Genomic DNA, 25,260 nt, shown 5'->3' on the forward strand with positions numbered 1-25,260 from the left:
GCAATCCAAGCAATCCAAGCAATCCAAGCAATTAATATTCTACTATCACTTTTTGTGTCTATTTTTATTGCTATGCATAAAAAAGCCACTCAAATTTGAGTGGCTAATGCTAATTGCTCAACTTTCGATTAATCTAATCCTAAAAAACCGCCAGTTTGATGGGCCCACAGTTGTGCGTATATCCCTTTGGCATTAATCAGCTCTTGATGAGTACCTTGTTCAACGACACAGCCTTTATCTAATACAATGAGTCTATCCATAGCTGCAATCGTTGAGAGCCTATGCGCTATCGCTATTACTGTTTTACCTTCCATCAATTCATAAAGAGACTCTTGAATCGCGGCTTCGACTTCAGAGTCTAATGCTGAAGTGGCTTCATCAAGCAATAGAATTGGCGCATTCTTAAGTAATACTCTTGCAATGGCGATCCGTTGGCGTTGACCACCAGACAGTTTAACGCCGCGCTCACCCACTTGGGCATCAAGCCCTTTGTTGCCAAAGGGGTCCGTTAAATTGTCAATAAACTCTGCTGCTTGTGCTTGAGTTATCGCCGCCATTAATTTTTCATCACTGGCATGTGGATCACCATACAGAATGTTTTCACGGATCGAACGGTGTAATAACGACGTATCTTGAGTCACCATACCAATATTTGCCCGTAATGAGTCTTGGGTAATATCCGTTATAGGTTGATCATCAATCAGTATTTGGCCTTTTTCAACATCATGAAAACGCATCAATAAGTTTACTAAGGTCGATTTTCCTGCACCAGACCGACCCACTAAGCCGACTTTCTCACCTGCTTTAATATTCAGGTTTAGCTGCTCAATAACGCCTGTTTTTTCACCATAATGAAAGCAAACCTGGTTGAAATCGATTTTGCCATGGTCAACAACAATGTCTTTTGCATCCATTTTATCTTGGATAGCAATGGGTTTTGATAACGTATTCATACCATCGGTAACGGTACCAATATTTTCAAATAGTGAACTGATTTCCCACATAATCCATTGTGACATGCCATTTAAACGCAACGCTAAACTCACCGCAATCGCAATGGCGCCAACCGTAATAGCGTTGTCTGCCCATAACCAAATAGACACAGCCGCAATGGTGAACGCTAATAAGTAATTGATGATTTGCACTAAAACATTAATGATCGTTACCAGACGCATTTGGCCATAAACGGTTTTTAAGAAACGCGTCATACTATCTTGGGCATAGTCAGCTTCCTGAGTCGTATGCGAGAACAGCTTTACGGTTGATATGTTGGTGTAACTGTCGACAATGCGGCCAGTCATTGTCGAGCGAGCATCAGCTTGTTCTGTCGATATTGCTTTCAGCTTTGGAACGAGTTTCCATTGAATCAACACATAAGCCGCTAACCAAACTAGCATGGGTAACATTAAACGTACGTCTGCAGTGGCAATCATGACCAACATAGAGGTGAAATACACTAAAATGTACATCAGTACATCCAGTAGTTTCATGACCGTTTCACGTATAGCAAGCGAAGTTTGCATTACCTTTGTGGCGATCCGTCCTGCAAAGTCATCTTGATAAAATGAAATACTCTGCTTGAGTAAATAGCGATGTGCTTGCCAACGAATAGCCATGGGGTAGTTACCCAAAAGCGTTTGGTGCACGATAGAAGCATGTAACCAGACAACCAGCGGTATGACGACTAAGACAATCACTGACATGGTAATCAAGGTAGTGCTTTCATCTTGCCACAATGTTTGCGGATTTTTGGTGACTAACCAATCTACCAGTTGTCCCATAAAGCCAAACAGTGACACTTCCAACATTGCCATTATGGCTGTTAGTACTGACATGATAATTAAAGGCAAACCAAACCCGCGGGTATAATGACGACAAAATGCGTACAAAGTATTGGGTGGCTGAGTCGGTTCTTCTTGCGGTAAAGCTTGGGTCAATGATTCAAAAAATTTAAACATCTAATGCTCTAACTTAATGGTGAAAATTCTGCTGACTAGGATAACGCAAAAAGGCCAAATGTAATGGGTTAAATTGTTACCATATACGAAACGATTGGGTTCCGTTTTCCGCCAGTCGTGGTTGTGGTATTTCGGTAAAGTAATCTCTTAAATACGCAGTGCAGAATAAATAGTTCAGTTTTACGATTGAACATCTTGAAGATGATAGAGGCTAAATAGACGAATGGTCCAGATTAACAGTGATTGTAATATTGCAGCACAGATCTGCCAGCAAGCAAGGCTTAGTCGTGATGCTCGCTTTGATGGTCAATTTTTTACCGGAGTTATCACTACTGGTATTTATTGCCGATCAATTTGTCCCGCTCCTGCACCCTATGAAAAAAATGTCCGTTACTTTGATTCTGCGATTAAAGCGGCTAATGTCGGACTTAGGCCTTGTCTTCGATGTCGGCCAGATAGTGCGCCAAGTTCATTTGCGTGGTTAGGTACTCAAACTACGTTAATGCGAGCGATTACGTTAATTGAGCAAGGCTATTTAACTGGTGAGAATGCAGGGACGATCGTTAAATTAGCTGATAAGTTAGGCATTACCAGTCGGTATTTAAATAAACTCTTTAACCAAGGTTTGGGGACTTCACCTAAACGTTTTGCGTTATATCAGCAGTTGATGTTTGCTAAGCAGTTATTACACCAAACACAATTATCAATGACAGAGGTCGCCATGGCTGCTGGCTTTAATAGTATCAGGCGGTTTAATGAAATTTTTAAGCAAGAACTATTGTTAACACCTAGCGAATTACGCCAAAAGAGCCGACATATAACTGATGTAACTCATCCTTATAAAGATAACCAAGTGAGTACTGATATTAAACCAATAACATTAGCATTATCTTACCGTCCCCCCTTTAATTGGGCGAAGATGTTGGCTTTTTATGCATTTCGTCAAGTTGATAATATGGAGGTCATTGATGATATTTCGGGACGTTATGGCCGAACCTTTTCGTTTAATGGCGTAGAAGGCGTTTTTTACATTTCACCAAATGCCGATAAACCCCAACTTGATGTGAGTATTTACTTAGCTGATGCTAATGATATTAAGTCCTTGCATTATATTACTCTGCAATTACGCCGTATGTTTGATTTAGATGCTGACATGGAAGTCATTCAGCAAGCTTTATCTCCCATCATTAAATTAGGCGCCAAAATTGATAGTAGTTTACGTATACCAGCGGCTGGCAGCGTTTTTGAGGCCGCTTGCCGTGCCGTATTAGGGCAACAAGTCAGCGTAGTGCAAGCCACTAAATTATTAAATTTATTGGTTGAATCTTATGGTGAAACGCTGTTCATCGATGGTAAGACTTGGCAGTTATTTCCTACGGCACAAGCTATAGCTAACGCTTCATTAGATGAACTTAAAATGCCAGGAGCTCGAAAATTAGCATTAAATGCCTTGGGGCAATTTGTATATCAGCATGCTGACTCAACACCTGACGATTGGTTGTCTGTAAAAGGTATTGGTCCATGGACTGTTGCCTACGCGAATATGCGAGGTTTGAGTGATCCTGATGTGTTTTTGAGTTCTGATTTAGTTATCAAAAATCGTCTTCATGCATTATATGAGCAATCGGGTATACCCATTGAAACCCCTAAATCGTACATAAGCATTGCTGCCGACATTGCAACACAAGCATCACCTTGGGGCAGCTACTTAACCTTCCAGCTTTGGGATAACGATCCTGTCGCTGCAAAAAACGGATAATATTATGACCCATTTTACTTCGCCCAAGTGTCATGCTTTAGTCACAAGTCCAGTTGGTTTACTCTCGCTTAAAGCATCTGAGCATGGATTAACCCATTTGCAGGTTGAAGACCTTGCCCAAACGAGCTCGCGTGTAGAGATTCAAACTCAGTTTAGACTCCAACAAAGCACGACTGAGACAACTCAAGATTTATTGGTACATGCCCAACAGCACATTGATACAACAGTCATTCAATTAACAGAGTACTTCGCTAATCAAAGGCAGCATTTTAGTGTACCTTTAGCGCCTAAGGGGACTGTTTTTCAACATGAAGTTTGGCATGCTCTGAGTCAATTAACATTCGGCCAGCGCTGCAGTTACAGTGATATCGCAAATACTATTGGGCGACCTAAAGCTGTCAGGGCTGTTGGGGCTGCAAATGGTGCAAACCCAATTGCTATTATCGTTCCTTGCCATCGGGTGATAGGTAAAGGCGGTAAGTTAACCGGTTATGCTTATGGGCTCGATATGAAGCAGTGGCTACTGGACTTGGAAGGGATTGAAGAAATTAACTAATTTATCTGACTGCTGTGCCAAAGTACGTTAAAATGTGCGATTGATATCCATTTTCTTGAGCGCATTTGATACATGACCCAAGCTTCTTTAGCTACGACTTTCGCTGAGTTTGGCCTGCATACTCCATTGTTGGCCAGATTAACCGAGCTTAAATACCTTCAGCCTACACCAATCCAAGCTGAAACCATTCCTAGCACATTAACTGGTAAAGACTTACTGGCAGGTGCCAATACTGGCTCAGGTAAAACAGCGGCTTTTGCATTGCCGATATTACATCAATTGGTAAGTCGTCGGGCTGCAACATCTGCCAAAGGTAATTTTGTTAGTGCGTTAGTCTTGGTACCAACGCGAGAACTTGCTAAGCAAGTTGCCGACAGCTTTAAATCTTATGCGGTTCATTTAAATGGCGACATTAAAGTGGTTGCTGCATTTGGCGGTGTATCTGTTAATACTCAGATGCTAGCATTGCGTGGCGGTGCGGATGTAGTGGTCGCGACGCCTGGTCGTTTACTCGATTTAGTATCGTCAAATGCATTAAAGCTGTCCCAAGTGACAACGCTAGTACTTGATGAAGCAGATCGAATGTTAAGCCTTGGTTTTACTGAAGAGCTGACTCAAGTACTCAATTTACTTCCTAAGCAAAAACAAACGTTATTGTTTTCAGCGACTTTCCCAGATGAAGTTCGCCAACTCACGCAAGCGTTGCTCGTTAACCCGCTTGAGATACAATTACAAAGCGCTGAGGCGAGTACGTTAGTACAACGGGTAATGACGGTTAATCGTGAAAAAAAGACCGCTTTACTTGCACATTTACTACAACAGCATCAATGGCGCCAAGTGTTGATTTTTGTTAGCGCTAAAAATAGTTGTAATCATTTAGCTCAAAAACTGGCTAAACGTGGTATCACTGCAGAGGTGTTTCACGGTGATAAAGCCCAAGGCGCGAGAAGTCGTGTATTGGAAGGTTTTAAGGCGGGTGATATTCAAGTGCTCATTGCAACAGATATTGCTGCTCGTGGCCTTGATATTGAAAAATTACCTGTAGTAATAAATTTTGACTTACCGCGCAGTCCAGCAGATTATATGCATCGAATTGGTCGCAGCGGGCGTGCGGGAGAGGTCGGTTTAGCGTTGACCTTGTTGTCGCATGATGAGTATCATCACTTCTCTGTTATTGAGAAAAAGAATCAAATTCGCCTTGAACGTGAACAAGTTAACGGATTTGAGGCTGATGATGTAGTGCCTGAAAGCGTACTGGAACAACCTAAGCCAATGGCTAAGCCAGAAGGTAGCGGCAAGAAAAAACGTAAGAAGTTGTCCTCAGTTAATGTTGATATTTGGGCTAAAAAACCAGATTAGTAGTAGGTAATATGAAACATATTTTTTGGTTAGTTGATGGACAAATTGCAGGCCGTAGTGGTCCAAACAAAGATGCGTGGGATTTAGCTGAGTTTAAGCAGGCTGGTTTCGGTGCAATCGCATCATTAAATAATGCTGAAGGTTGTGATACCGACGCTATGGCTGAATTAGGTCTTCGTCATAAAGTGTTTAATTTGCCTGATAATATTCCACCTAAACCGCATGACCTAGCCATTTGTGCTGAAATACTCCCTCAGGTTTTAACATTTATTCGTGAATGTGAAGCCGATCAGTTACCAGTGTTACTCCATTGTCGCTCTGGGATTAATCGTACTGAAATGGTGATGGCTTATTATATGATGGAAAACGGTGCGGCGCCTTTGCATGCAGTTAGTCAAGTTCGCAATGCCAGTGGCTTAGCGTTCGATGCCGAGGGTTGGGATCAATTTGTTTATGATGTGCTTTACGAGCTGCAATCTGCTTCGAACTGATTTTATGTCAATTTAAAGCATCATAATAATGAGGGAAACAATGATAATTAAATCAGTAGCTGGTTTAATTATCATTGTTTCCCTTTGTTGTTTTTATTGGGTTGTATTCGGTTCTAACTTGCACTCTGTTCTAGCTTATATGTGTATATAGCCGATTAAGTTTTTCTCCCTAGCTTTTATAAATTGCGTTAAGAAGGCTAAGAGCGATTTAATCGTTGAATTTTTTGTATAAAATGTCGACTGGTTGTTGTCGGAAAGGTATTAATGTAGTTTGCTATTTCTTGTTATCAACAAGAGTCTTCTCCTCAAATATTCACTATTTATTGAAACGTAATTGTAATCGAAATGATTTATCGAGTTGGCTCTTATCGGATGAATAGCTAATTTTGTGATTTGTAATGATGTTTGCAGATAAAATAGACCACTTAAGCTAGTCTAAAGACTGACGATAAATGCTATAGTGAAATAGGTTTCAGTCTTTAGATGAAGGGGTAATGATGAGTCCGAAAATGAGCAAAGCGAATCAATCGCAGGGTTTATTGCTTTTTAAGCTAAATCAAACACAAGTGTTTGCTTTAGGTACTTTAAAAATTCGTGAACTCGTGCCGTTTACTCCTTTAACTAAAATCCCGCACTCTCACCCAGCCATTTTGGGGGCTGCAACCATTCGGGGTATGACTATTCCTATTATCGATATGGCTGCAGGTATTGGTTATAGGCCCGTTACCGAAGCAGAGCTTAAAGACAGCTACATCATTATTACTGATTGTCAGAGAATGGTGATAGGTTTTCTTGTGCGCTCAATCGATAAAATCATTGAATGTAATTGGCGTAATATTGAAGCACCTTCAGGTAACTTAGGCAAAAATGCATTTTTAACAGGTGTAACCCGTTTTAATGATCAGCTCGTTCAGTTATTAGATGTTGAGTTATTACTGTCGAAAATATTCCCGGATGATCCGATTAATAATCGAGCGATATTAACCGATGTACAACGTGAGAAATTAACTCCGTTACGTATTTTACTGGTGGATGATTCAAAAGTTGCCCGCAAGCAATTATCTGACGCATTAGATTCGATTAACATTGCTTATCAAGTGACGGCCGACGGTCGTGATGCACTGCAGATGATGCAACAAGCCGCGGAAGAACGAAAGCCTATTGATTTACTGGTGAGTGATATTGAAATGCCAGGACTTGATGGATACGAATTAGCCTTTGAGGTTAAAAATAATCCAGCGATTGAACACGCGTACATTATTTTACATACGTCCTTATCCAGCGAAATCAGTGTTAGCCAAGCTAAACAAGTCGGAGCCAATGAGGCATTAACAAAATTTGATGCTAAAGAGTTGATTGAAGCGATGCTTAGAGGTGCTCAAGCACTGCAGCCTGCTTGATGATTGCTGTTGGTTTTTTATGGTATTTTCAGCTTTTAACATCGTTAACAATTTAACAGCAAGTAACCTGTAACCGTCAAATTAGTGCTTTCTTTATGAGCAATGATTGAATTTTTTTACTCATTTGGCATCAACACTAGACTTATTGCATGGCATCCTGATATATAGCTACAAGGCTTTTACAGTGTTCAGTATATTCGCTGGGCACAAGGTAATGCTTAACTTTAATGAGGGAGTGCTATCCCTGAAAACGGATTGATTGAAGTGTGCAAATTGAGTGGTGTGAGTTAATTACGCTCAATGAGTAAGAAGAGCAGGGTGTTTTCAGTAATAGCATTGATATTATCGAGATGTCATGAAAGTCGTAACCTAGATATTGTATCACTATGAGTTGTAAGGTGATGAATACGTTGGTATGACGAGTATTGTGATGTTTCCTTTTCTAAAGATAAGCAAAACCTTGATCATAAAAAGTCATAAATATAATAATCATAGGTTAAGCAATGAATCAAAAAACATCACTGTTAGCTCGTATCGCTAACGGTAGCCTCGTGCTACAAATTATCAGCGGAATCATTTTGGGCGTGATTCTGGCAAGTATTTCAACAACAGGTGCCAACAATGTGGCTTTTTTGGGCTCACTTTTTGTGGGTGCTTTAAAAGCTATTGCGCCAATCCTGGTTTTTGTTTTGGTTGCATCATCGATTGCCAATCAAAAGAAAAATAGCCAAACCAATATGCGTCCTATCATTGGGCTATATCTTCTGGGTACATTTGTTGCTGCATTAACCGCAGTATTATTCAGTTTTGCGTTTCCAACCACTTTATTGCTAACCACTGGGATAGAGGGAACCAATCCTCCTCAAGGGATTAGTGAAGTTATCAATACCTTATTGTTCAAAATTGTCGATAACCCAGTTAACGCACTATTAACGGGCAATTACATTGGTATTTTGGTGTGGGGGGCTGGTCTTGGAATAACCATGCATCATGCCAGCGACAGCACTAAACGAATGCTCTCAGATGTCAGTGATGCGGTGTCAAATATTGTTCGCTTTGTGATTCGTTTAGCGCCTATCGGTATTTTTGGTTTAGTTGCGGCCACATTTGCTGAAACAGGTTTCGACGCTCTAGCGGGTTACGGCCAATTATTGATGGTACTTGTGGGATCTATGTTATTCATTGCTTTGGTGATTAACCCTATTATCGTTTATGTCAAAATTAAGCGTAATCCTTATCCATTAGTATTTAAGTGTTTACGTGAAAGTGGTGTAACAGCCTTTTTCACCCGTTCAAGTGCGGCCAATATTCCGGTCAACATGGCTTTGTGTGAAGAATTAAAACTGCATAAAGACACTTATTCAGTGTCTATTCCATTAGGTGCCACCATTAATATGGGCGGTGCTGCGATTACCATTACGGTATTAACATTAGCAGCAGCTCATACTTTGGGTATTCAAGTGGACTTTATGACAGCTCTGTTATTGAGCGTGATAGCGTCGGTTTCTGCTTGTGGTGCTTCAGGTGTTGCCGGTGGTTCATTATTATTAATCCCATTAGCGTGTAGTTTGTTTGGGATTTCTAATGATGTTGCCATGCAAGTTGTGGCTGTTGGTTTTATTATTGGTGTGATTCAAGATTCAGCCGAAACAGCACTAAATAGCTCTACAGATGTTATCTTTACTGCAGCAGCATGTGAAGCTGCTGAAGCTAAAGAGGCTGCTAAAGCTAGTTAATTTAGTGACGAATTACTTATAGATAAATGCCGACACGAGTGATTGTGTCGGCATTTTTTTCGTTTGAATTGTTAAGGTTTTAAAATGGATGCTGACTAAAAAATGTCATCTCGATTTGGCTATAAGGATGGGTAATAGTGAGTGATTGCGCATGCAGGTTTAACCGTTTACTGGCATTAATTGTTGATTCATCACCATAGAATTCATCGCCTAAAATGGCATGTCCAAGCGCCAACATATGAACCCTAAGCTGATGAGTCCGGCCAGTATGGGGTTTTAATTCCATCAAAGTTGAATAAGCACGATGCTCCAACACACTAAAATAGGTTAATGCTGCTTTACCCGAATCAGTAAGCATTTGGAATGGTGGTGAATCAGGGTTAGGTCCTAGCGTAAAGTTCACTTTACCTTGCTGTTCACCTACATGGCCAATCACTTCGGCAATGTACACCTTTTTAGCTTGTCGATTTTGAAACTGAATTTTTAAATGTGATTCTGCTTTTTTAGTGCGGGCAAAAATCATGATCCCTGAAGTATCACAATCTAAACGATGGATCAAAATCGCTTCAGGATAACATCGTTGCAAACGGGTTATGGCCGTATCGTGTGTGTCTGGTGAACGTCCTGGATTTGATAATAGGCCTGAAGGCTTATTGATGACGATAATGTCACGGTCTTTATAGCGTATGTCCAACCACGGAATTGATGGTGGTTGATAAGTAAAGATGTGCATTATAAATTGTCTCTCTAATTGTGTCTGATTCAGGTATTGATGTGGCGAAACGTTAATCTCGCGAGTACTCTTGTTGCGGATACTAACAAAGTTTTACTGATAACCAAAAACCAATTATTCGGCTGAATAATACTGTTTGGTTATCGCCGCTTTACCAGGTCGCTAGCCACAACCGTAATGACATTCCCCAACTGCTTGTTACACCAGAGGTAACAAAGCGAATATTGTTTTCAGCATCAACGATATAAATAGCAGGTAAGGCCATTGCGCCCCATTGTTGGCTCAATGATATTGTTTGAGGCTGATTTTGTTGGTTGATTACATCAAAGTGATAATGATGTTGTTGCATAAAAGTATTAATGTCTGCATCGGTACCAGAGGCTACCACAATGGAAACCACTTGATAATCTTGCTTTAGGTTGACCGAGTCCACCATTGGCGAGGTGACGCTACATAGCGGACACCAAGTACCCCAAAAATAAACTAAGGTGGGTTTATGAGAGTTTGTCTGCCATTTTGCATGTTGTTGAACGCCAGTTGCTGTTGAGGTAAATAATGAAATTGGCTTCTGGGTAATAGAATGTGCGTTAATTGGAGTGGCAACGCCTGTTTGCATATCTCGCTGTAGATAACTCGCGATAGCGAACAACACCACCGCAATAACGATTATATCGCGTAGACTCGTTAGCCAAAACCGTTTGGTTTTGAGTGTGTATTTTAGATTAAGTAACCATGATGGCATACGACATTAATTCCTATAGATACCCTGTATTAAGGTAAATATGCTGCCGGAGTTTTACGACTATAAAGCCTGCTATAGGCCATTAACTGCGGATAAAAGGTTCTAAATGCAATCTCGATATCAATATAAATCTTATCGATATCTTTAATGGCATGGTCAAAAAGTTCTGGTTTTGATAAACGACGACTGACGCCCTTAATCGCTTGATCTAATCCTTGCCTTGTTTGATAACTATTTAGCCAATCTTGCTGGATAATTTGTGGCGCAATGGCCTGTAACGTCGGAGGAAGTTCAAGTGTAGTATTAAGCTGGTGGTATGCTTTTTGGCAAAATTCATCTAATGGCTGATGATGATACTCTTCCCAATAAAATGCTAAGTAATGATCAAATACTAAGTCCACTAGTATCGGAGCAACACGACGTGAGGTTTTAGGGAACAACTTTAGTAGGTCAATAATAATTTCATGACTGTCAGTAATTTGGTCTATCTGGCGATGAAGCCATATCCCTTGTTGCAGATGTTTTGGATGTTGCTCTATGTTACCTTTTGCGAAATCACCCGACAAATTAGCTACTAGGTGAGTATCGCTGATGTCGGCTAAATGTAAGTGAGCTAAAAAGTTCATAAATTGTACTTCTAATTTTATTATTTTACAGTATGATACTAGCCGTTTGTAACAAAGCGTTACAAGATGGCGAGTGAGTGTAGTTAATCATAACGTTTTATAGATAAATGTCATGGAGTATTGAACTTCGTATTGTTGTAATGCGTATATGTAACTGCTTTTAAAAGGTTATAGGATTAATTTAGGGATCAAGGATGATGAAAGACTGGATTAAAAAATTATTGGGCAGGCCTGCTGCCCCCAAAAGAAATAAAGTACACATCGACATGCGTTATGAAGAGCATTCATACAAATCCGATCACACCTTTGACTCTGCCAAGTCAGATACTCTTGAATTGGACGATAGCGACACCGAGTCGATAGAACAAAAGCCGACAAAATAATCACCAAACTTGATCTTAACCTGCAGTCGCCATAGACTAGCGGCCGTTTTTACTGTTGAGATCATACTATGCGTGTTGCAGATTTTTCATTCGACCTACCTGATGAGCTGATTGCTCGCTATCCGACAGCACAACGCAATGCTTCGCGTTTACTCACATTAAGTGGCGAAAACGGTGAGCTTGCCGACAAAAAGTTTACAGATTTATTCAATCTGATCAATCCTGGAGACTTGATGGTGTTTAATAACACCCGAGTCATACCAGCACGTTTATTTGGTCAAAAGTCGACTGGCGGCAAGCTCGAAATTCTCGTTGAACGCATGCTCGACGATAAACGCATTTTAGCCCACGTTCGCAGTTCAAAATCTCCTAAAGTGGATACGCTTATCGACTTAGATGGCGGCTACCAAATGAAAATGTTGGCTCGTCACGATGCATTGTTTGAGCTTGAGTTACAGTCTGATAAAACCATATTAGAAGTGCTTGAAGACGTCGGTCATATGCCATTGCCTCCTTACATTGATCGTCCAGATGAAGATACTGATAAAGAACGTTATCAAACAGTGTATAACCAAACGCCAGGCGCTGTAGCTGCGCCGACAGCAGGGTTACACTTTGATGATGTCATGTTAGCCGATTTAAAAGCCAAAGGGGTTAATATTGCCTTTGTTACTTTACATGTCGGTGCCGGTACATTCCAGCCTGTACGAGTGGATAATGTGCTTGAACACAAGATGCATTCAGAATGGGCCAATGTGTCACAAGAGGTTGTTGATCTAATTGCGCAAACTAAAGCGGCTGGAAATCGTGTTGTTGCCGTAGGCACAACCTCAGTACGTTCATTAGAAAGTGCAGCACGTGCAAGTGGAGATAGTCCGCTTCAAGCCTTTAGTGGTGATACCGATATCTTTATTTACCCAGGTTTTCAATTTAAAGTTGTTGATGCCATGGTCACTAATTTTCATTTGCCAGAATCAACATTAATTATGCTGTTGAGTGCTTTTGCCGGTTATGAAGCGGTCATGAAGGCTTATCAACATGCAATTACGCAAAAATATCGCTTTTTTAGCTATGGCGATGCGATGTTTGTGACGAAAAAAGCCCCGTAGACAATGAATTTGATTTAAAATACTCGCCCACAATAGTGGGCGTTTTTTTGATTTAATGTACCAGTAACCTTGAAGCATTAAAATTTGCCCACATTACTATAGAAACTAAACGAGTCAGACTGTTTATCTGGCAAGGTGATTTATGAAATTTGAATTAGATACAACTGATGGTCGTGCACGTCGCGGACGTCTTATTTTTGACCGCGGTACTGTAGAAACGCCAGCATTTATGCCTGTGGGGACTTACGGTACGGTAAAAGGTATGACGCCTGAAGAAGTACGCGCTACCGGTGCCGACATTTTATTGGGCAACACCTTTCATTTATGGTTACGTCCTGGCGAAGAGATCATGCGTAAACACGGTGATTTGCACGACTTTATGAATTGGCAACGTCCTATTCTAACGGACTCGGGTGGATTCCAAGTGTTTAGTTTAGGTGATATTCGTAAAATCACGGAAGAGGGTGTGCATTTTCGTTCACCGATAAATGGTGAAAAGATTTTCTTGGACCCAGAAAAATCAATGCAGATTCAGGATTCTTTAGGATCTGATGTGGTGATGATTTTTGATGAATGTACCCCGTATCCAGCAACTCATGATGAAGCACGTAAGTCGATGCAGATGTCACTGCGTTGGGCTAAGCGTTCACGTGACGAGTTTGACCGCTTAGAAAACCCGAACTCATTGTTTGGCATTATTCAAGGTGGTGTGTTTGAAGATTTACGCGACGAAAGTGTAAAGGGTCTTTTAGACATCGGTTTCGATGGTTATGCCGTAGGTGGTTTAGCTGTTGGCGAGCCTAAAGCAGATATGCACCGTATTTTAGAACATGTTTGTCCGCAAATTCCTGCTGACAAGCCGCGTTATTTAATGGGCGTGGGCAAACCTGAAGATTTAGTCGAAGGCGTTCGTCGTGGTGTGGATATGTTTGACTGTGTTATGCCAACACGTAATGCCCGTAATGGCCATTTATTTACCAGTGAAGGTGTTATTAAAATTCGTAATGCACGTCACCGTGACGACACAGCAACATTAGATCCTAAGTGTGATTGTTACACTTGTAAAAACTATTCACGTGCTTATTTATACCATTTAGATCGTTGTAATGAAATTCTAGGTGCGCGTTTAAACACCATCCATAATTTACGTTATTACCAAATGTTGATGGAAGGTTTGCGCGGCGCAATTGAGACAGGTACATTAGACGCCTTTGTTAAGGAGTTCTATACCAGTTTTGGTCGTGAAGTACCTGAGTTAATCGTTTAATTTTAGCTAATAAGAAGAGAGAACTATGTTTATTTCAAATGCATATGCAAGCCCAATTAGTGGTGTAGCCGGTGGCGAAACCATGCAGTTAATTTTTATGCTAGTCATGTTTGGATTAATCTTTTACTTCATGATTTTCCGTCCACAGTCAAAGCGTGTAAAAGAGCACAAAAACCTAATGGCGTCGATTTCAAAAGGTGATGAAGTGTTAACCAGTGGTGGCATTCTCGGTAAAGTGACCAAAATCGGTGAAGAAAGTGATTATGTGTTATTAGCGATTAATGATAACAACCAAATCACGATTAAAAAGGATTACATCGCAGCGGTATTGCCTAAAGGTTCTATCCAGTCGTTATAAAGCCAAGAGGGCTATGGTGTGTTAAATAAATACCCAATGTGGAAAAACATCATGGTGATGCTTGTCATCGCCATTGGTAGTTTTTATGCAATACCAAATTTGTTTGGTGAAGATCATGCAGTGCAGATTGTCGCAACTCGCGGCGCAGAAGTGACTGCATCGACACAAACGACTGTGGTTGATTTATTAGATAGTCAGGGTATTGCGGTAAAGCGTGCCGAGCTAGAAAATGGTCAGTTATTAGTCCGAGTGCAAAATCCTGAGCAGCAGTTGGTGGCTAAAGAAGCTATCGCTGAACTGCTTGGTCAGAAATATACCGTTGCATTAAACTTAGCACCGGCAACCCCTGAATGGCTAGAAGCTGTTGGTGGGTCGCCGATGAAATTAGGTTTAGATTTACGTGGTGGTGTTCACTTCCTAATGGAAGTGGATATGGGCGAAGCTATTCGTAAAATGGAAGAAGCTAAGATAGCTGATTTCCGTAGCCAGCTTCGTGAAGAGAAAATTCGTTATGCTGGTATTCGTAAAACCCCGAAAGGGATTGCGATTAAGTTTCGAGATGCTGAAACGGTTGACCAAGCAGAGACTTATTTAAAAACACGCAGCAATGACATGACCTATACCGATGCGAGTAGCGGTAATGAGTTTATGCTTCTTGCTACCATGAGTGATGCTTACCTTAAGCAAATTAAGGAAGAAGCACTGCAGCAAAACATTACCACTATTCGTAACCGTGTTAACGAGTTGGGTGTTGCTGAGCCTGTAGTACAACGTCAAGGCGCTGAGCGCATTATTGTTGAACTGCCTGGTGTACAAGACACTGCTCGAGCAAAAGAAATTTTAGGTGCTACGGCATCAATTGAATTTCGTATGGTTGATGATAAGGCTGACGTAAGCGCAGCTGCAAATGGTCGTGTTCCAGCAGGTGCAGAAGTGTACCAACGCCGTGAAGGCGGGATTGCCGTATTGAAAAAAGAAGTGATGCTAACGGGTGATCATATCACTGGTGCACAACCTACTTTTGATGAATACAGCCGTCCACAGGTAGCGATTAATCTTGACGCGAAAGGCGGCTCGATTTTCTCTAACGTGACCAAAGACAATATCGGTAAACCAATGGCAACATTGTTTATCGAATATAAAGACAGTGGTACACGTAATCCTGATGGCACAGTGAAAATGACTCGTATTGAAGAGGTTATTTCAGTTGCGACGATTCAGGCTCGTTTAGGTCGTAATTTTGTGATTACCGGTCTTGAGCACACTGAAGCACAAAGCCTAGCCTTATTATTACGTGCAGGCGCGTTGATCGCGCCAGTGACAATTGTAGAAGAAAGAACTATTGGCCCAAGCTTAGGTGCTGAAAACATCCAAAACGGTGTTCAAGCGATGATTTGGGGCATGGTTGTTGTTCTTGTATTTATGATGGTTTACTACCGTGCATTTGGTTTTATTGCCAACCTTGCATTGATGGCAAACTTAATTATGGTTGTTGGTGTGATGTCTATGATCCCAGGTGCGGTATTAACCTTGCCAGGTATTGCGGGCATGGTATTAACGGTGGGCATGGCGGTTGACGGTAACGTACTTATTTTTGAACGTATCCGTGAAGAACTTCTTGGCGGTCGCAGCGTGCAACAAGCTATCCATGAAGGTTATGGTAATGCTTTTTCAACCATTGCAGATGCTAACATCACCACCTTTATGACAGCGTTAATCTTGTTTGCTGTCGGTACCGGTGCGGTGAAAGGCTTTGCTGTTACCTTAATGATAGGTATCGCGACTTCGATGTTTACAGCCATTGTTGGCACACGCTCAATCGTGAATGCGGTTTGGGGTGGTAAGCGCGTTAAGTCATTGTCTATCTAAGGGAGAAGTTGAACATGTTTCAGATATTTTCAGTAAAGAATACAGTCGACTTCCTTCGTCATGCATTTCCTATTAGTGTAATGTCGTTGATCTTAGTTATTGCTTCTTTTGTATCGTTAGGCGTACAAGGCATTAACTGGGGCTTAGACTTTACCGGCGGTACGGTTGTTGAAATGGAGTTTTCTGCTCCTGTTGACTTAAATGCTCTACGTGCAACCATGACGACTGATGAAGCTGAAGGAGCCGTGGTACAGAACTTTGGTTCAAGCCGCGACATTTTAGTTCGTTTACCGGTAAGAAATGAGTTAAAAAGTGATGTCCAGGTTGCAGCAGTATTAACTGCTGCGCAGTCAATTGATTCAGGCGTGATTCAAAAGCGTGTTGAGTTTGTTGGGCCACAAGTAGGTAAGGAATTAGCAGAGCAGGGGGGCTTAGCCGTTATTGTTGCCTTAATCTGTATTCTTATCTATGTATCATTTCGTTTTGAATGGCGTTTAGCTGCAGGTTCTGTAGCGGCGCTAGGCCATGACGTTATTGTGACCTTAGGGGTCTTTTCGGTATTACAGCTTGAGTTTGACTTGACCGTATTGGCAGGTTTATTGACGGTTGTGGGTTACTCACTTAACGATACCATCGTAGTGTATGACCGTATCCGTGAAAACTTCCTTAAAATGCGCAAAGGAACTCCTGTAGAGATTGTGAATACCTCAATCACTCAGACCATGAGTCGTACTGTTATTACTACAGGTACTACATTAATTACCGTTATTGCGCTGTTTTTAAAAGGCGGCACAATGATCCATGGTTTTGCGACTGCATTATTACTCGGTATTTTTGTGGGTACATACTCATCGATTTACGTGGCAAGTTATTTAGCCATTAAATTGGGTATCAATCGTGAACATATGTTACCGGTAGAGATTGAGAAAGAAGGTGCAGATCAGCCTTCAATGATGCCTTAATAAGTATTATTAATCTTAATCGCTAAAAAGAAACCCCAGCTTGCTGGGGTTTCTTTTTATGCCTAAGTTATGATCTTTTGTTCTGCTAAATGCACTTCACAGGCAGCCATTAACGTTTTATGCCATTGAGTTTGTGGATCAACTATCAGAGCTTCCCATCCATCACTGCCGAGTATATCAACACTGATAAACATCAGTGAAGTTAACGCCATAGTGCCAGATACTCTAAATGTACCGATATTCGTCTCTATACGAGAAATGGTTATCTTAGTCATGGTGTAAAGTGATGAGGTAATCTGCTTGGCCGTTTTCGGTTGAGGTAAACTCACCATGACCGATGAATTGCTTCAAGTTATCGGTACCTGAGTCAGCTATTACATTGAATTGGCTTTGGGCAACACCTTGTGAAAAGACGCCATTATGTTGTAACACTATAGTGCCTGATATTTCTGGTGTGTTTATGGTTAAGTGCTCCATTCCAACAAATACCGCAGCTTCCCCATTTTGATATGACATGACATAGCGAATTTGAGCAGAACCATTAATATCACCTGAATACGTTTGGGTAATTTCGGCAATGGTTTGTTTGTTGTTATTGTCGTGTTCAGCATAAGCCGATTCATTCCAAGCGGTGATTTGAAATACACCTTTTAAGACTATTTTTGTCATGTAGAGCCCTATTTGTGATGTTAATAAGTTCTAATCGTCAGGACCAGTTGACTTATCGTGCTTGAAAGATCAACAGGCCCTTATATAAAGTTAACTTAACCATGTCTGTGGCAAATGTCCAATTCACAAACAAGACTCGACAGATTTTGGTAGAGGCAGTAGGATGAAACAAATTTGCCAGCAAGAGCAATGCAGTAGGATAACGCATGGAACAACGAAAAGTATTATTGGCCGGTGGTAATTTACTGCAGGCTCACACATGGAAAGGGCTACTGGAAACGAGTGGGATCGAAGTTGACCTTAAAGGTGAAGCACTCATTGGTGGCGTAGGCGGTTTGCCGATTGAAATGCAAACGGTTGAGTTATGGGTAGCAGATAATCAACTTGCCGCTGCGCAAACGTTACTGGATGCACTCGATATTGAACAGCCTCAATGGCAATGTGTCCAATGCCATGAAATAAACGAAGGCAGTTTTGAATTGTGTTGGCAATGTAGTTCGCAAAGAAGTGAAATGCATAACGAATAAGCCTGAGTATAAGATGGTTTTTTAGCGTTGAAGTCCATCTTTTACCACCAAATGTTGTTGCAGACAAACAGGGTTAATCATGACGTAAATTTTTTGGGCAAAGTCCCTAAGCCGATTTATGTTTTGCAATATTGCACCTAGCTTATAAATAAGCGTCCCGTTTAACTGAGCCACTAGGGTCTATTTGTGGCTTATTGTGACGCAGTTAGCGCTTATTCATCTATAAATGACACCATCATAAGCCCCTCTTTGTAGTAAATTGCCACAAACTGCTGCAAAATTGTTTTCAAAAATCCAATAGACTCTATGATTAAACTACTTTTAGGTTTATGACGTATGTAGTGCTAATTTTTCACAAATGAGTGACTTAACTAACTTAAGGAAACACTATGCAACCCTCTCCAGCATTTGCCAGTTTGGTCGATTCTGTTATGCCTCATGTCAACTTATTAACCATTGAGCAATATCAACAACAAGATCAATGGCAATTAATCGATGTGCGAGAAGATAACGAGTGGTTACAAGGGCATTTACCTAATGCAAAACACCTCAGTCGTGGCATTATTGAGCGTGATATAGAGCATCGCTTTCCTGATAAAAGCACCCCAATATTACTTTATTGTGGAGCGGGTCAACGTGCTGCATTATCTGCCTATAATTTACAGCTCATGGGTTATACGCAAGTAGCCTCAATGATTGGCGGATACCGTGCTTGGATACAACATCAATTCCCTATCGTTGAAGACTGAGTAGATTAATGCAATATTTCCCTTTGTTTGTTGATACTCAAGGTTTACAGGTTTTATTGGTGGGGGCTGGTGAGGTTGCCACACGTAAACTCGATCTGTTGTCTCGTACTGATGCTCATATTCATGTAATCGCACCAACGGTTGCCAACGATATTGAAAACTATCATGCACAAGGTCGGATCCAGCTGTCTCGTCGTGAAGTCTGTGCAGATGATATTGCCAATGTCGATATCATTTACCTTGCCACTGCCGATGAGCAATTGAATATGGATTTTGCACAGTTGGCCACGGAGCGGGGGATTTGGGTGAATGTGGTCGATAATCCTAAATTTTGTCGATTTATTACGCCTTCGATAGTAGATCGAGGCAGGTTAGTGGTTGCGATCAGTACAGCTGGTGCCGCACCTGTTTTCGCTCGAACTATCCGTTCACGTCTCGAAACCATGCTACCGTCATCATTAGCGCCTTTATTTGATTTTGTTGCCAGTAAGCGCGAGGAAGTACAACATAAATTATTAGCAGGTAAAGATAGACGTTTATTTTGGGAACGATTTTTTACCACGAACCAAGATAAATTCGATACATTAACAGAACAACGCTATCTTGAGGCTTTTGAAGACTTTAGTGTTAAAGGTGAGATTTTTTTGTTAATGGAGGATACGCCGGCACATTTACTCCCTATTGCCGCCATGCCGTTGTTACAGACATTAGACGTAGTTTACAGTGATGGTGCACTTGATAGTGACATTAATGAATTATTAAGGCGAGACGCAAATAGAGAAGCTGTGCCATTGCTAAGTGATATCACTCATCAATATGAACACGGAGCTCGTATGTTAATCGTGTCTTCTGCTGCTAAAGTCGCCCAGTTCAGCGCACATTTTCCAATGGCAAAACATCTACGCCCTGGTGCTATTTAACCCAAGATGTACGATGTTCTATTATGCCGAGTCTACTTTGTAGTAGACTCGGTTTTTTTATCCTCGTTGGAGCCTTCTATGGCCGCTAAAGCTACCGTTTTTAAAGTTTCGTTGCAGATTGCAGATATGGATCGTCATTATTATGCCGATCATCAGTTTACCTTAGCCCAACATCCGTCCGAAACCGATACGCGGATGATGGTGCGTTTACTAGCATTTGCCATTAATGCATCAGAAACGTTAGTGTTCAGTAAAGGTTTATGTGTTGATGATGAAGCGGAACTTTGGGATAAAAACCTCAGTGGTGAAATCGATCTTTGGGTTGAGTTTGGCCAAGCTGATGAGAAGTGGCTTAGAAAAGCATGTGGTCGGTCAAAACAGGTTATTCTTTATACTTATGGCGGCCGAAGTGTACCAATTTGGTGGCAGCAGAATCAGCAAGCGTTTGCTCGCTACGAAAATTTAACTGTGATTAATTTTCCTGAAGATGCGGTGAAACAAATGGAAGTTTTTGTTAATCGTAATATGGCGTTACAAGTTAGTCTTAGCGAAGGGCAAGTGTGGTTCTCAGATGCAAATAATAGCGTGTTAATAGAGCCAGAAACGTTAAAGTAGTGGCGTTCAGGTTGTTTGGCTACAATCACAACATCTATCATAATTACGATCACAGTAAAGTGAATCTAACCTTAATTTTGTAGAAATTAATTAAGTTTAATCAAATGGGTCTTGTACTAATAAAATCACAGGCAGATAATCAAATCATGTAGTGAGCATCACAATAAATTATAACTAATTAATAAATATGATGTTTCACGTTTCGCGATGGTTGTTGATTAAGGATGTTATTGTGAAGAAATTAGCCCTATACCCAGTAGAAAAAATTGATGAACTAACTTCACCAGAAGCTCATGAAGATATCTCAGTGTTATCCTCAGCATTAAACGTGTTTACTGATTTTAAGAAAGTGACACCTATGGTGATAGAATCGAGTACGTCGGCGGTTAAGGTCGAGCACTTAATGCAGAAGTCGCATGTGCGTCTTAAATTAGTAATAGATGATAAAGATCGGTTTATTGGCCTAATCAGCTTTGAGTCTTTACATAATCAAGAGATATTGAAACGTGTTGCCGCTGGGCATCAGCGTGATCATTTAAGTGTTGCAGATTTTATGATCCCTAAAGAGGATCTGAAAGCGATTGATTTTGAAGATTTAAGTTATGCTCGTATTGGTGATGTTATTGAGACATTACAATCAGCAGGACAGCAACATTGCTTAGTGGTTGACCGTTCAAATCATGCCATCCGTGGTGTGTTATCTGCTAATGATATTGCTCGTCGATTAAAGCTAGCTGTCGATGTGAGTACGCCAAACTCATTTGCATCTATATTTGAAGTGATTGCCAATATTCAGCAGCCTGCCGTGTTGCAAACAACACAACCTCACTATTAGTCTGTTAACCGCTAAAAAGTTAATCCATCAGAAATAAAAATAGCCACATAATGTGGCTATTTTTGTAATCAACTAAATAATATTACTGGAAGCTTAAGCTCCAAGTATCAATATATCCAGTATCTTGTCTCGCATTATCAACAGCTTTTAATGTCCATACACCACTTGATTCGACACCTGCCATATTAGCGGTGTAAGTCTGGGTTAGATTATCGGTACCACCACCAGTGTTGTTATGCAGTACAACCGTTTGGCCGGTAGGGCTAACTAACTGGATTTTTAAATCACCAATATAAGTATGAATAATCCCAATTGACACCGATACCGTTCCTGAATCACCAGTGCGGCTAACAGTAATAGGGCTAGTAATACCACTAGTGTTGTTGTCTGGAATTGTATAATTACCGGTATTGTTGTAGCTTGCTGGGCCACCTGTGTTGCTGCCTCCAGTGCTACCAGCGGTGTAGTTAGCCACTAAACTTACACCACTAAATGCACTATAACCTTGTAGCATTACATAGTAAGTACCAGATTGAGGCGTCGCAATTGGGCAAGACTCTGCATTACCACCTTTCCATGGACGACAGTCGTAACTGCTGCTGGTAGGTGATGCGCCATACTGCACATATAAGTCAGCATCGCCAGTGCCACCACTCATAGTGAAGCTTAAGTCTGTCGCGCCTGCAGGAACGTCTAACGAGAAATATAATTCATCGTTTTTAGCGCCAGCTAAGCCCGTTTTTGCCACGCCTTTTTCAAGTACGCTGTCACCAGAGCCTGTACCTGGATCGGTTGGACCATTACATGATTCGTCTAGGTAAGCCTTTGCTGCTGTTGCATTAACCATCCCGTAACCTGTTTGGTTATCACGACCGGCAACGCTTAAGTCATCTGCTGTGGCATTTAATGCAGCACGTACTTGGCTGGCGCTACATTCTGGGTGGTAACTCCACACTAATGTTGCTACGCCCGACACATGCGGTGTTGCCATTGAGGTGCCATTGTAATATTCATAATCTCGATTGCCTTGATTACTCACAGTGGTTGATTGACCCAACTTGGCTTTAAGTGCAAGCCCTGTTGCTCGGTCAACAGACATAGAAGGGATCAGAATTTCACTGTTAGCATCAACGACGAATGGATTTTGTAGCCCTGGTAGCGCAGTGTTACTGTAAACAATGACTCCTTTGGCACCAGCTGTTTTACAGGCTTTAACCGCGTTTATTTCAGGGTAACTTGAACCCTGGTTACCTACACGCTCAACAAGACAGATTTTATTGGTCATGCTACCGCAGTTAAAACTGGTTCCGTTTACAGTACATTCCGCTAAGGTTCCAGTTGCACTTGCGTTAATCGGTGCAGCAGTGTAGCTAGTACCAGATGGGGTTAAACGATTGTGCGGCACTACACCATTGTTAAAGTAAGACTGACCGCCAATAGTTATATCGGCTAAACGACCTTCGCCAACGGTAACCGTTGATAGAATTGCCTCGCCAGGACCTGAAATTTCAACTTGGTCTGTATATTGTGAAAAAGCGGCATGATCAAGATTGCTGTCAACCGCTGCAACAGACATTACGCTATCATAAGATGCTGGGTAGCTATAACTACTGTCGCCAGCATTACCAGCAGCTGCAATTAATAACACCCCATTGTTATAATGAGTATTTAATGCATTACGCTCAGTTGTGGTTGAACCACTGCCACCTAAACTCATTGTGACTACGTTTGCACCACCTGAAGTAACACACGTATCAATCGCAGCGACTAACGATGATGAGTAGCCCCATCCAGCTTCGTTAAACACTTTTACAACATGAATATTGGCATTCTGGTTAGGCATAACCCCGACCACACCTTCGTTATTTGCTATTGCGGCAATTGTACCTGCTACGTGAGTACCATGGGCATTATTATTACCTGGTTGATACCAGTTACCGGTGCCTGAATTATTGGTCCCGGTTGCATTGTTACCACTTAAATCATTGTGGCTGCGGTCATAACCAGAATCAATAATACAGATAGTACGGTTACCTGCTTGGCTGTCGCTTAACACAGTCGCACCTACAAAGGTTTGTCCCCAAGGTGTTGTCTCTGCTAGCAGTCTACGGGGTAAATCCTCTTCCACGTATTCAACATCTTGACGCAAACGTAATGCTTTAATAGAAGACGAGTCGAGCTTTACCGAGTAACTATTACTGCGACCTACGCGCTTCATTTCTCGTGCTTTTACGCTATTCAAGGCTCTAAATTGAGTAAATACTTCGTTTGAACGAGGCTCGTAAGCCATACTGTTGTCCGTTTCAGCATTTACATTTTGTACAGCGGAACTGCTATTGAGTATCTGTGCAGCATTATCATTTCTGAACTTAACGATATATCGTTTCGGTAAAGGTGATTGTTGTTCAATTTGTTGATTCGTTGCAGAGAGTTGAGAAGGGGCTGGTGCTGCGTTTACTTGAGTTGAAATGGCCAAAGCGAGTGCTGTCATGCTAAGCACGACCGTTGGATTTTTATGCTTTTTCATATTATCTTCCATGTTAATCAGGGTGGGACGTAATGTCTTTTTTAATTATGTTTTACTGATAAGCTATTTTGCCTATCTGTCTAAAAGGTAACCACATTTCAGCCTGGTGTAAACAAGTTGTTAATGTTTGTTGTCAAGTAACTGGTCTTATAGAACGGATTTACTTGATTTTTTACCTATAATTTTTGAATTAAAATTCAACTAGGTCTCGAGCTGGTAGACGGGTATCTTTCGAGCTTTAATGGAGTTAACTTAATGAAAGCGCTTAACTAGAAAGTGCATAAACGGATCCGCTTTATGCTAATAAATAATTATCTAATATTATGTGTAAAGATATTTTTGCAGACAAAATATAGGGGGGCTGAAAGTAGCAACGTTCATCGTATTGATATGAGGAAGATATCAATACGATAAACTATTGGATATGTTTAATAAAACCACAGTTATAGGCCTGTGGTTTTAGATTGTTAGAGAGGTTATCGTGCTGATATTAAGCTATCAAAACCACCCGCATTATAGGTGTTGCTGTAACCCTGCTTAACTAATGATTCCTGCGCCATACCACTACGGTTACCGCTGCGGCAGTAAAGGACTATTTCGGAGTCTTTAGTGATATTGCGCTTTGCCAACTCTGAGACGATATTTTCAAATGGAATATTAATAGCACCGTCAATATGTCCTGCAGCAAACTCTTCAGCAGTGCGCACATCAATTAACGTGACACCGCGGTCTATTTTTTCCCAAGCAACGCTAGGCTCTTGCTCTGCAGCCCAAGTAGGCATAAGAGATGCCGCGAATAAGACCAATAGCGCCAAAATAGATTGAACAGACAACGGCATAGATTTTTTAAACACGATAATTTCCTTGTTATTTATTTAAGGCTATTTCAGCTGCAGTTTTGACGCCTAATTTTTTCATTATCATCGCTGCAGGACAAAAGCCTGTAAAAGCACTCTGAAATAGATTAGCGCCTACAAATACAGTAAGCCAGACAAAATGCGGGCTAACTGTTGCGGTTAACACAAGAGATAATAAAACCATAAAGCCAGCAAAGGCCATAATACTTCGTTCTACTGACATGTTTAGCTCCTTATTGGGCGTAGCCCAGTG

The 25,260-nt window shown here is 41.2% G+C and carries 26 protein-coding genes; 17 read left to right on the forward strand and 9 right to left on the reverse strand.

The window, feature by feature from the left end; genetic code table 11:
* Positions 1-128: 128 nt before the first annotated feature.
* A complete protein-coding gene (locus H5181_RS13895) occupies positions 129-1,958 on the reverse strand; it encodes an ABC transporter ATP-binding protein (RefSeq protein ID WP_182751320.1) in 1,830 nt (609 codons plus the stop codon).
* Positions 1,959-2,181: 223 nt separating this feature from the next.
* Between H5181_RS13895 and H5181_RS13900 the strand changes: the two genes are divergently transcribed.
* The 6 genes from H5181_RS13900 to sstT all read left to right on the forward strand — a co-directional run bounded on the left by H5181_RS13900 (position 2,182) and on the right by sstT (position 9,259).
* Entirely contained in the window at positions 2,182-3,717 is a 1,536-nt protein-coding gene (locus H5181_RS13900; protein ID WP_182751321.1) for an AlkA N-terminal domain-containing protein, read from the forward strand.
* A gap of 4 nt (positions 3,718-3,721) precedes the next feature.
* Positions 3,722-4,273, forward strand: coding sequence for a methylated-DNA--[protein]-cysteine S-methyltransferase (locus H5181_RS13905; protein WP_182751322.1), 552 nt, complete (start codon positions 3,722-3,724; stop codon positions 4,271-4,273).
* Positions 4,274-4,345: 72 nt separating this feature from the next.
* Positions 4,346-5,632, forward strand: a complete 1,287-nt coding sequence (locus H5181_RS13910) for a DEAD/DEAH box helicase (RefSeq protein ID WP_102037053.1) — start codon at positions 4,346-4,348, stop codon at positions 5,630-5,632.
* Positions 5,633-5,643: 11 nt separating this feature from the next.
* Positions 5,644-6,123 carry a dual specificity protein phosphatase family protein gene (locus tag H5181_RS13915; protein WP_102037052.1) on the forward strand — a complete coding sequence of 160 codons (480 nt, stop codon included), beginning with the start codon at positions 5,644-5,646 and terminating at the stop codon, positions 6,121-6,123.
* Between the two features lie 509 nt (positions 6,124-6,632).
* Complete coding sequence (locus H5181_RS13920; protein ID WP_041413640.1) at positions 6,633-7,523, forward strand: chemotaxis protein CheV; 891 nt, start codon at positions 6,633-6,635, stop codon at positions 7,521-7,523.
* Positions 7,524-8,026: 503 nt separating this feature from the next.
* Positions 8,027-9,259, forward strand: coding sequence for a serine/threonine transporter SstT (gene sstT, locus H5181_RS13925; protein ID WP_182751323.1), 1,233 nt, complete (start codon positions 8,027-8,029; stop codon positions 9,257-9,259).
* A 79-nt stretch (positions 9,260-9,338) separates the two neighbouring features.
* Here sstT and H5181_RS13930 read toward each other — a convergent pair whose 3' ends face one another.
* From H5181_RS13930 to H5181_RS13940, 3 genes are all read right to left on the reverse strand, one after another.
* Entirely contained in the window at positions 9,339-9,992 is a 654-nt protein-coding gene (locus tag H5181_RS13930) for a pseudouridine synthase (protein WP_182751324.1), read from the reverse strand.
* A gap of 151 nt (positions 9,993-10,143) precedes the next feature.
* Positions 10,144-10,734: a protein disulfide oxidoreductase gene (locus H5181_RS13935; RefSeq protein ID WP_182751325.1), complete on the reverse strand. Its 591-nt coding sequence runs from the start codon at positions 10,732-10,734 to the stop codon at positions 10,144-10,146.
* Positions 10,735-10,763: 29 nt separating this feature from the next.
* Positions 10,764-11,360 carry an ACP phosphodiesterase gene (locus H5181_RS13940; protein WP_182751326.1) on the reverse strand — a complete coding sequence of 199 codons (597 nt, stop codon included), beginning with the start codon at positions 11,358-11,360 and terminating at the stop codon, positions 10,764-10,766.
* A 194-nt stretch (positions 11,361-11,554) separates the two neighbouring features.
* Between H5181_RS13940 and H5181_RS13945 the strand changes: the two genes are divergently transcribed.
* The 6 genes from H5181_RS13945 to secF all read left to right on the forward strand — a co-directional run bounded on the left by H5181_RS13945 (position 11,555) and on the right by secF (position 17,308).
* The gene (locus H5181_RS13945; protein WP_102037863.1) at positions 11,555-11,743 is read left to right on the forward strand and encodes a hypothetical protein; all 189 of its coding nucleotides are present in this window, start codon (positions 11,555-11,557) and stop codon (positions 11,741-11,743) included.
* 68 nt (positions 11,744-11,811) lie between these two features.
* Positions 11,812-12,852: a tRNA preQ1(34) S-adenosylmethionine ribosyltransferase-isomerase QueA gene (gene queA, locus H5181_RS13950; protein ID WP_182751327.1), complete on the forward strand. Its 1,041-nt coding sequence runs from the start codon at positions 11,812-11,814 to the stop codon at positions 12,850-12,852.
* Positions 12,853-12,994: 142 nt separating this feature from the next.
* A complete protein-coding gene (tgt, locus tag H5181_RS13955; protein ID WP_011638151.1) occupies positions 12,995-14,119 on the forward strand; it encodes a tRNA guanosine(34) transglycosylase Tgt in 1,125 nt (374 codons plus the stop codon).
* 25 nt (positions 14,120-14,144) lie between these two features.
* Complete coding sequence (gene yajC, locus H5181_RS13960; RefSeq protein ID WP_011638150.1) at positions 14,145-14,477, forward strand: preprotein translocase subunit YajC; 333 nt, start codon at positions 14,145-14,147, stop codon at positions 14,475-14,477.
* Between the two features lie 18 nt (positions 14,478-14,495).
* The gene (secD, locus tag H5181_RS13965) at positions 14,496-16,346 is read left to right on the forward strand and encodes a protein translocase subunit SecD (RefSeq protein WP_059744418.1); all 1,851 of its coding nucleotides are present in this window, start codon (positions 14,496-14,498) and stop codon (positions 16,344-16,346) included.
* Between the two features lie 14 nt (positions 16,347-16,360).
* The gene (gene secF, locus H5181_RS13970; RefSeq protein WP_182751328.1) at positions 16,361-17,308 is read left to right on the forward strand and encodes a protein translocase subunit SecF; all 948 of its coding nucleotides are present in this window, start codon (positions 16,361-16,363) and stop codon (positions 17,306-17,308) included.
* Between the two features lie 62 nt (positions 17,309-17,370).
* Here secF and H5181_RS13975 read toward each other — a convergent pair whose 3' ends face one another.
* Positions 17,371-17,583, reverse strand: a complete 213-nt coding sequence (locus tag H5181_RS13975) for a hypothetical protein (protein ID WP_145991533.1) — start codon at positions 17,581-17,583, stop codon at positions 17,371-17,373.
* Positions 17,576-17,977 carry a DUF3224 domain-containing protein gene (locus H5181_RS13980; protein ID WP_123778563.1) on the reverse strand — a complete coding sequence of 134 codons (402 nt, stop codon included), beginning with the start codon at positions 17,975-17,977 and terminating at the stop codon, positions 17,576-17,578. Before H5181_RS13980 ends, H5181_RS13975 begins: the two co-directional genes overlap by 8 nt.
* 206 nt (positions 17,978-18,183) lie before the next feature.
* Here H5181_RS13980 and H5181_RS13985 point away from each other — a divergent pair, with 206 nt between their 5' ends.
* From H5181_RS13985 to H5181_RS14005, 5 genes are all read left to right on the forward strand, one after another.
* On the forward strand, positions 18,184-18,504 hold the full coding sequence (locus tag H5181_RS13985) for a DUF2007 domain-containing protein (protein WP_011638146.1): 321 nt from the start codon (positions 18,184-18,186) through the stop codon (positions 18,502-18,504).
* A 389-nt stretch (positions 18,505-18,893) separates the two neighbouring features.
* Complete coding sequence (locus tag H5181_RS13990) at positions 18,894-19,253, forward strand: rhodanese-like domain-containing protein (protein WP_059744424.1); 360 nt, start codon at positions 18,894-18,896, stop codon at positions 19,251-19,253.
* 8 nt (positions 19,254-19,261) lie between these two features.
* Positions 19,262-20,173: a bifunctional precorrin-2 dehydrogenase/sirohydrochlorin ferrochelatase gene (locus H5181_RS13995; RefSeq protein WP_182751329.1), complete on the forward strand. Its 912-nt coding sequence runs from the start codon at positions 19,262-19,264 to the stop codon at positions 20,171-20,173.
* Between the two features lie 78 nt (positions 20,174-20,251).
* A complete protein-coding gene (locus H5181_RS14000) occupies positions 20,252-20,788 on the forward strand; it encodes a YaeQ family protein (RefSeq protein ID WP_182751330.1) in 537 nt (178 codons plus the stop codon).
* Positions 20,789-21,020: 232 nt separating this feature from the next.
* Positions 21,021-21,623: a CBS domain-containing protein gene (locus H5181_RS14005; protein WP_207892977.1), complete on the forward strand. Its 603-nt coding sequence runs from the start codon at positions 21,021-21,023 to the stop codon at positions 21,621-21,623.
* A gap of 82 nt (positions 21,624-21,705) precedes the next feature.
* Here the strand turns inward: H5181_RS14005 and H5181_RS14010 are convergent, their stop codons facing one another.
* From H5181_RS14010 to H5181_RS14020, 3 genes are all read right to left on the reverse strand, one after another.
* Entirely contained in the window at positions 21,706-24,150 is a 2,445-nt protein-coding gene (locus H5181_RS14010; protein WP_182751331.1) for a S8 family serine peptidase, read from the reverse strand.
* 476 nt (positions 24,151-24,626) lie between these two features.
* Positions 24,627-25,004 carry a rhodanese-like domain-containing protein gene (locus tag H5181_RS14015; RefSeq protein WP_011638140.1) on the reverse strand — a complete coding sequence of 126 codons (378 nt, stop codon included), beginning with the start codon at positions 25,002-25,004 and terminating at the stop codon, positions 24,627-24,629.
* Positions 25,005-25,017: 13 nt separating this feature from the next.
* Entirely contained in the window at positions 25,018-25,230 is a 213-nt protein-coding gene (locus H5181_RS14020; RefSeq protein WP_011638139.1) for a DUF2892 domain-containing protein, read from the reverse strand.
* Positions 25,231-25,260: the final 30 nt, after the last annotated feature.

Source organism: Shewanella sp. SG44-2, from assembly GCF_014164215.1.
Taxonomy (GTDB): Bacteria; Pseudomonadota; Gammaproteobacteria; order Enterobacterales; family Shewanellaceae; genus Shewanella; species Shewanella frigidimarina.

Coding starts and splice junctions, on each gene's coding strand:
- H5181_RS13895 (WP_182751320.1), bottom strand. CDS start 1,958: ATGTTTAAATTTTTTGAATCATTGACCCAAGCTTTACCGCAAGAAGAA.
- H5181_RS13900 (WP_182751321.1), top strand. CDS start 2,182: ATGGTCCAGATTAACAGTGATTGTAATATTGCAGCACAGATCTGCCAG.
- H5181_RS13905 (WP_182751322.1), top strand. CDS start 3,722: ATGACCCATTTTACTTCGCCCAAGTGTCATGCTTTAGTCACAAGTCCA.
- H5181_RS13910 (WP_102037053.1), top strand. CDS start 4,346: ATGACCCAAGCTTCTTTAGCTACGACTTTCGCTGAGTTTGGCCTGCAT.
- H5181_RS13915 (WP_102037052.1), top strand. CDS start 5,644: ATGAAACATATTTTTTGGTTAGTTGATGGACAAATTGCAGGCCGTAGT.
- H5181_RS13920 (WP_041413640.1), top strand. CDS start 6,633: ATGAGCAAAGCGAATCAATCGCAGGGTTTATTGCTTTTTAAGCTAAAT.
- sstT (WP_182751323.1), top strand. CDS start 8,027: ATGAATCAAAAAACATCACTGTTAGCTCGTATCGCTAACGGTAGCCTC.
- H5181_RS13930 (WP_182751324.1), bottom strand. CDS start 9,992: ATGCACATCTTTACTTATCAACCACCATCAATTCCGTGGTTGGACATA.
- H5181_RS13935 (WP_182751325.1), bottom strand. CDS start 10,734: ATGCCATCATGGTTACTTAATCTAAAATACACACTCAAAACCAAACGG.
- H5181_RS13940 (WP_182751326.1), bottom strand. CDS start 11,360: ATGAACTTTTTAGCTCACTTACATTTAGCCGACATCAGCGATACTCAC.
- H5181_RS13945 (WP_102037863.1), top strand. CDS start 11,555: ATGATGAAAGACTGGATTAAAAAATTATTGGGCAGGCCTGCTGCCCCC.
- queA (WP_182751327.1), top strand. CDS start 11,812: ATGCGTGTTGCAGATTTTTCATTCGACCTACCTGATGAGCTGATTGCT.
- tgt (WP_011638151.1), top strand. CDS start 12,995: ATGAAATTTGAATTAGATACAACTGATGGTCGTGCACGTCGCGGACGT.
- yajC (WP_011638150.1), top strand. CDS start 14,145: ATGTTTATTTCAAATGCATATGCAAGCCCAATTAGTGGTGTAGCCGGT.
- secF (WP_182751328.1), top strand. CDS start 16,361: ATGTTTCAGATATTTTCAGTAAAGAATACAGTCGACTTCCTTCGTCAT.
- H5181_RS13975 (WP_145991533.1), bottom strand. CDS start 17,583: ATGACTAAGATAACCATTTCTCGTATAGAGACGAATATCGGTACATTT.
- H5181_RS13980 (WP_123778563.1), bottom strand. CDS start 17,977: ATGACAAAAATAGTCTTAAAAGGTGTATTTCAAATCACCGCTTGGAAT.
- H5181_RS13985 (WP_011638146.1), top strand. CDS start 18,184: ATGGAACAACGAAAAGTATTATTGGCCGGTGGTAATTTACTGCAGGCT.
- H5181_RS13990 (WP_059744424.1), top strand. CDS start 18,894: ATGCAACCCTCTCCAGCATTTGCCAGTTTGGTCGATTCTGTTATGCCT.
- H5181_RS13995 (WP_182751329.1), top strand. CDS start 19,262: ATGCAATATTTCCCTTTGTTTGTTGATACTCAAGGTTTACAGGTTTTA.
- H5181_RS14000 (WP_182751330.1), top strand. CDS start 20,252: ATGGCCGCTAAAGCTACCGTTTTTAAAGTTTCGTTGCAGATTGCAGAT.
- H5181_RS14010 (WP_182751331.1), bottom strand. CDS start 24,150: ATGAAAAAGCATAAAAATCCAACGGTCGTGCTTAGCATGACAGCACTC.
- H5181_RS14020 (WP_011638139.1), bottom strand. CDS start 25,230: ATGTCAGTAGAACGAAGTATTATGGCCTTTGCTGGCTTTATGGTTTTA.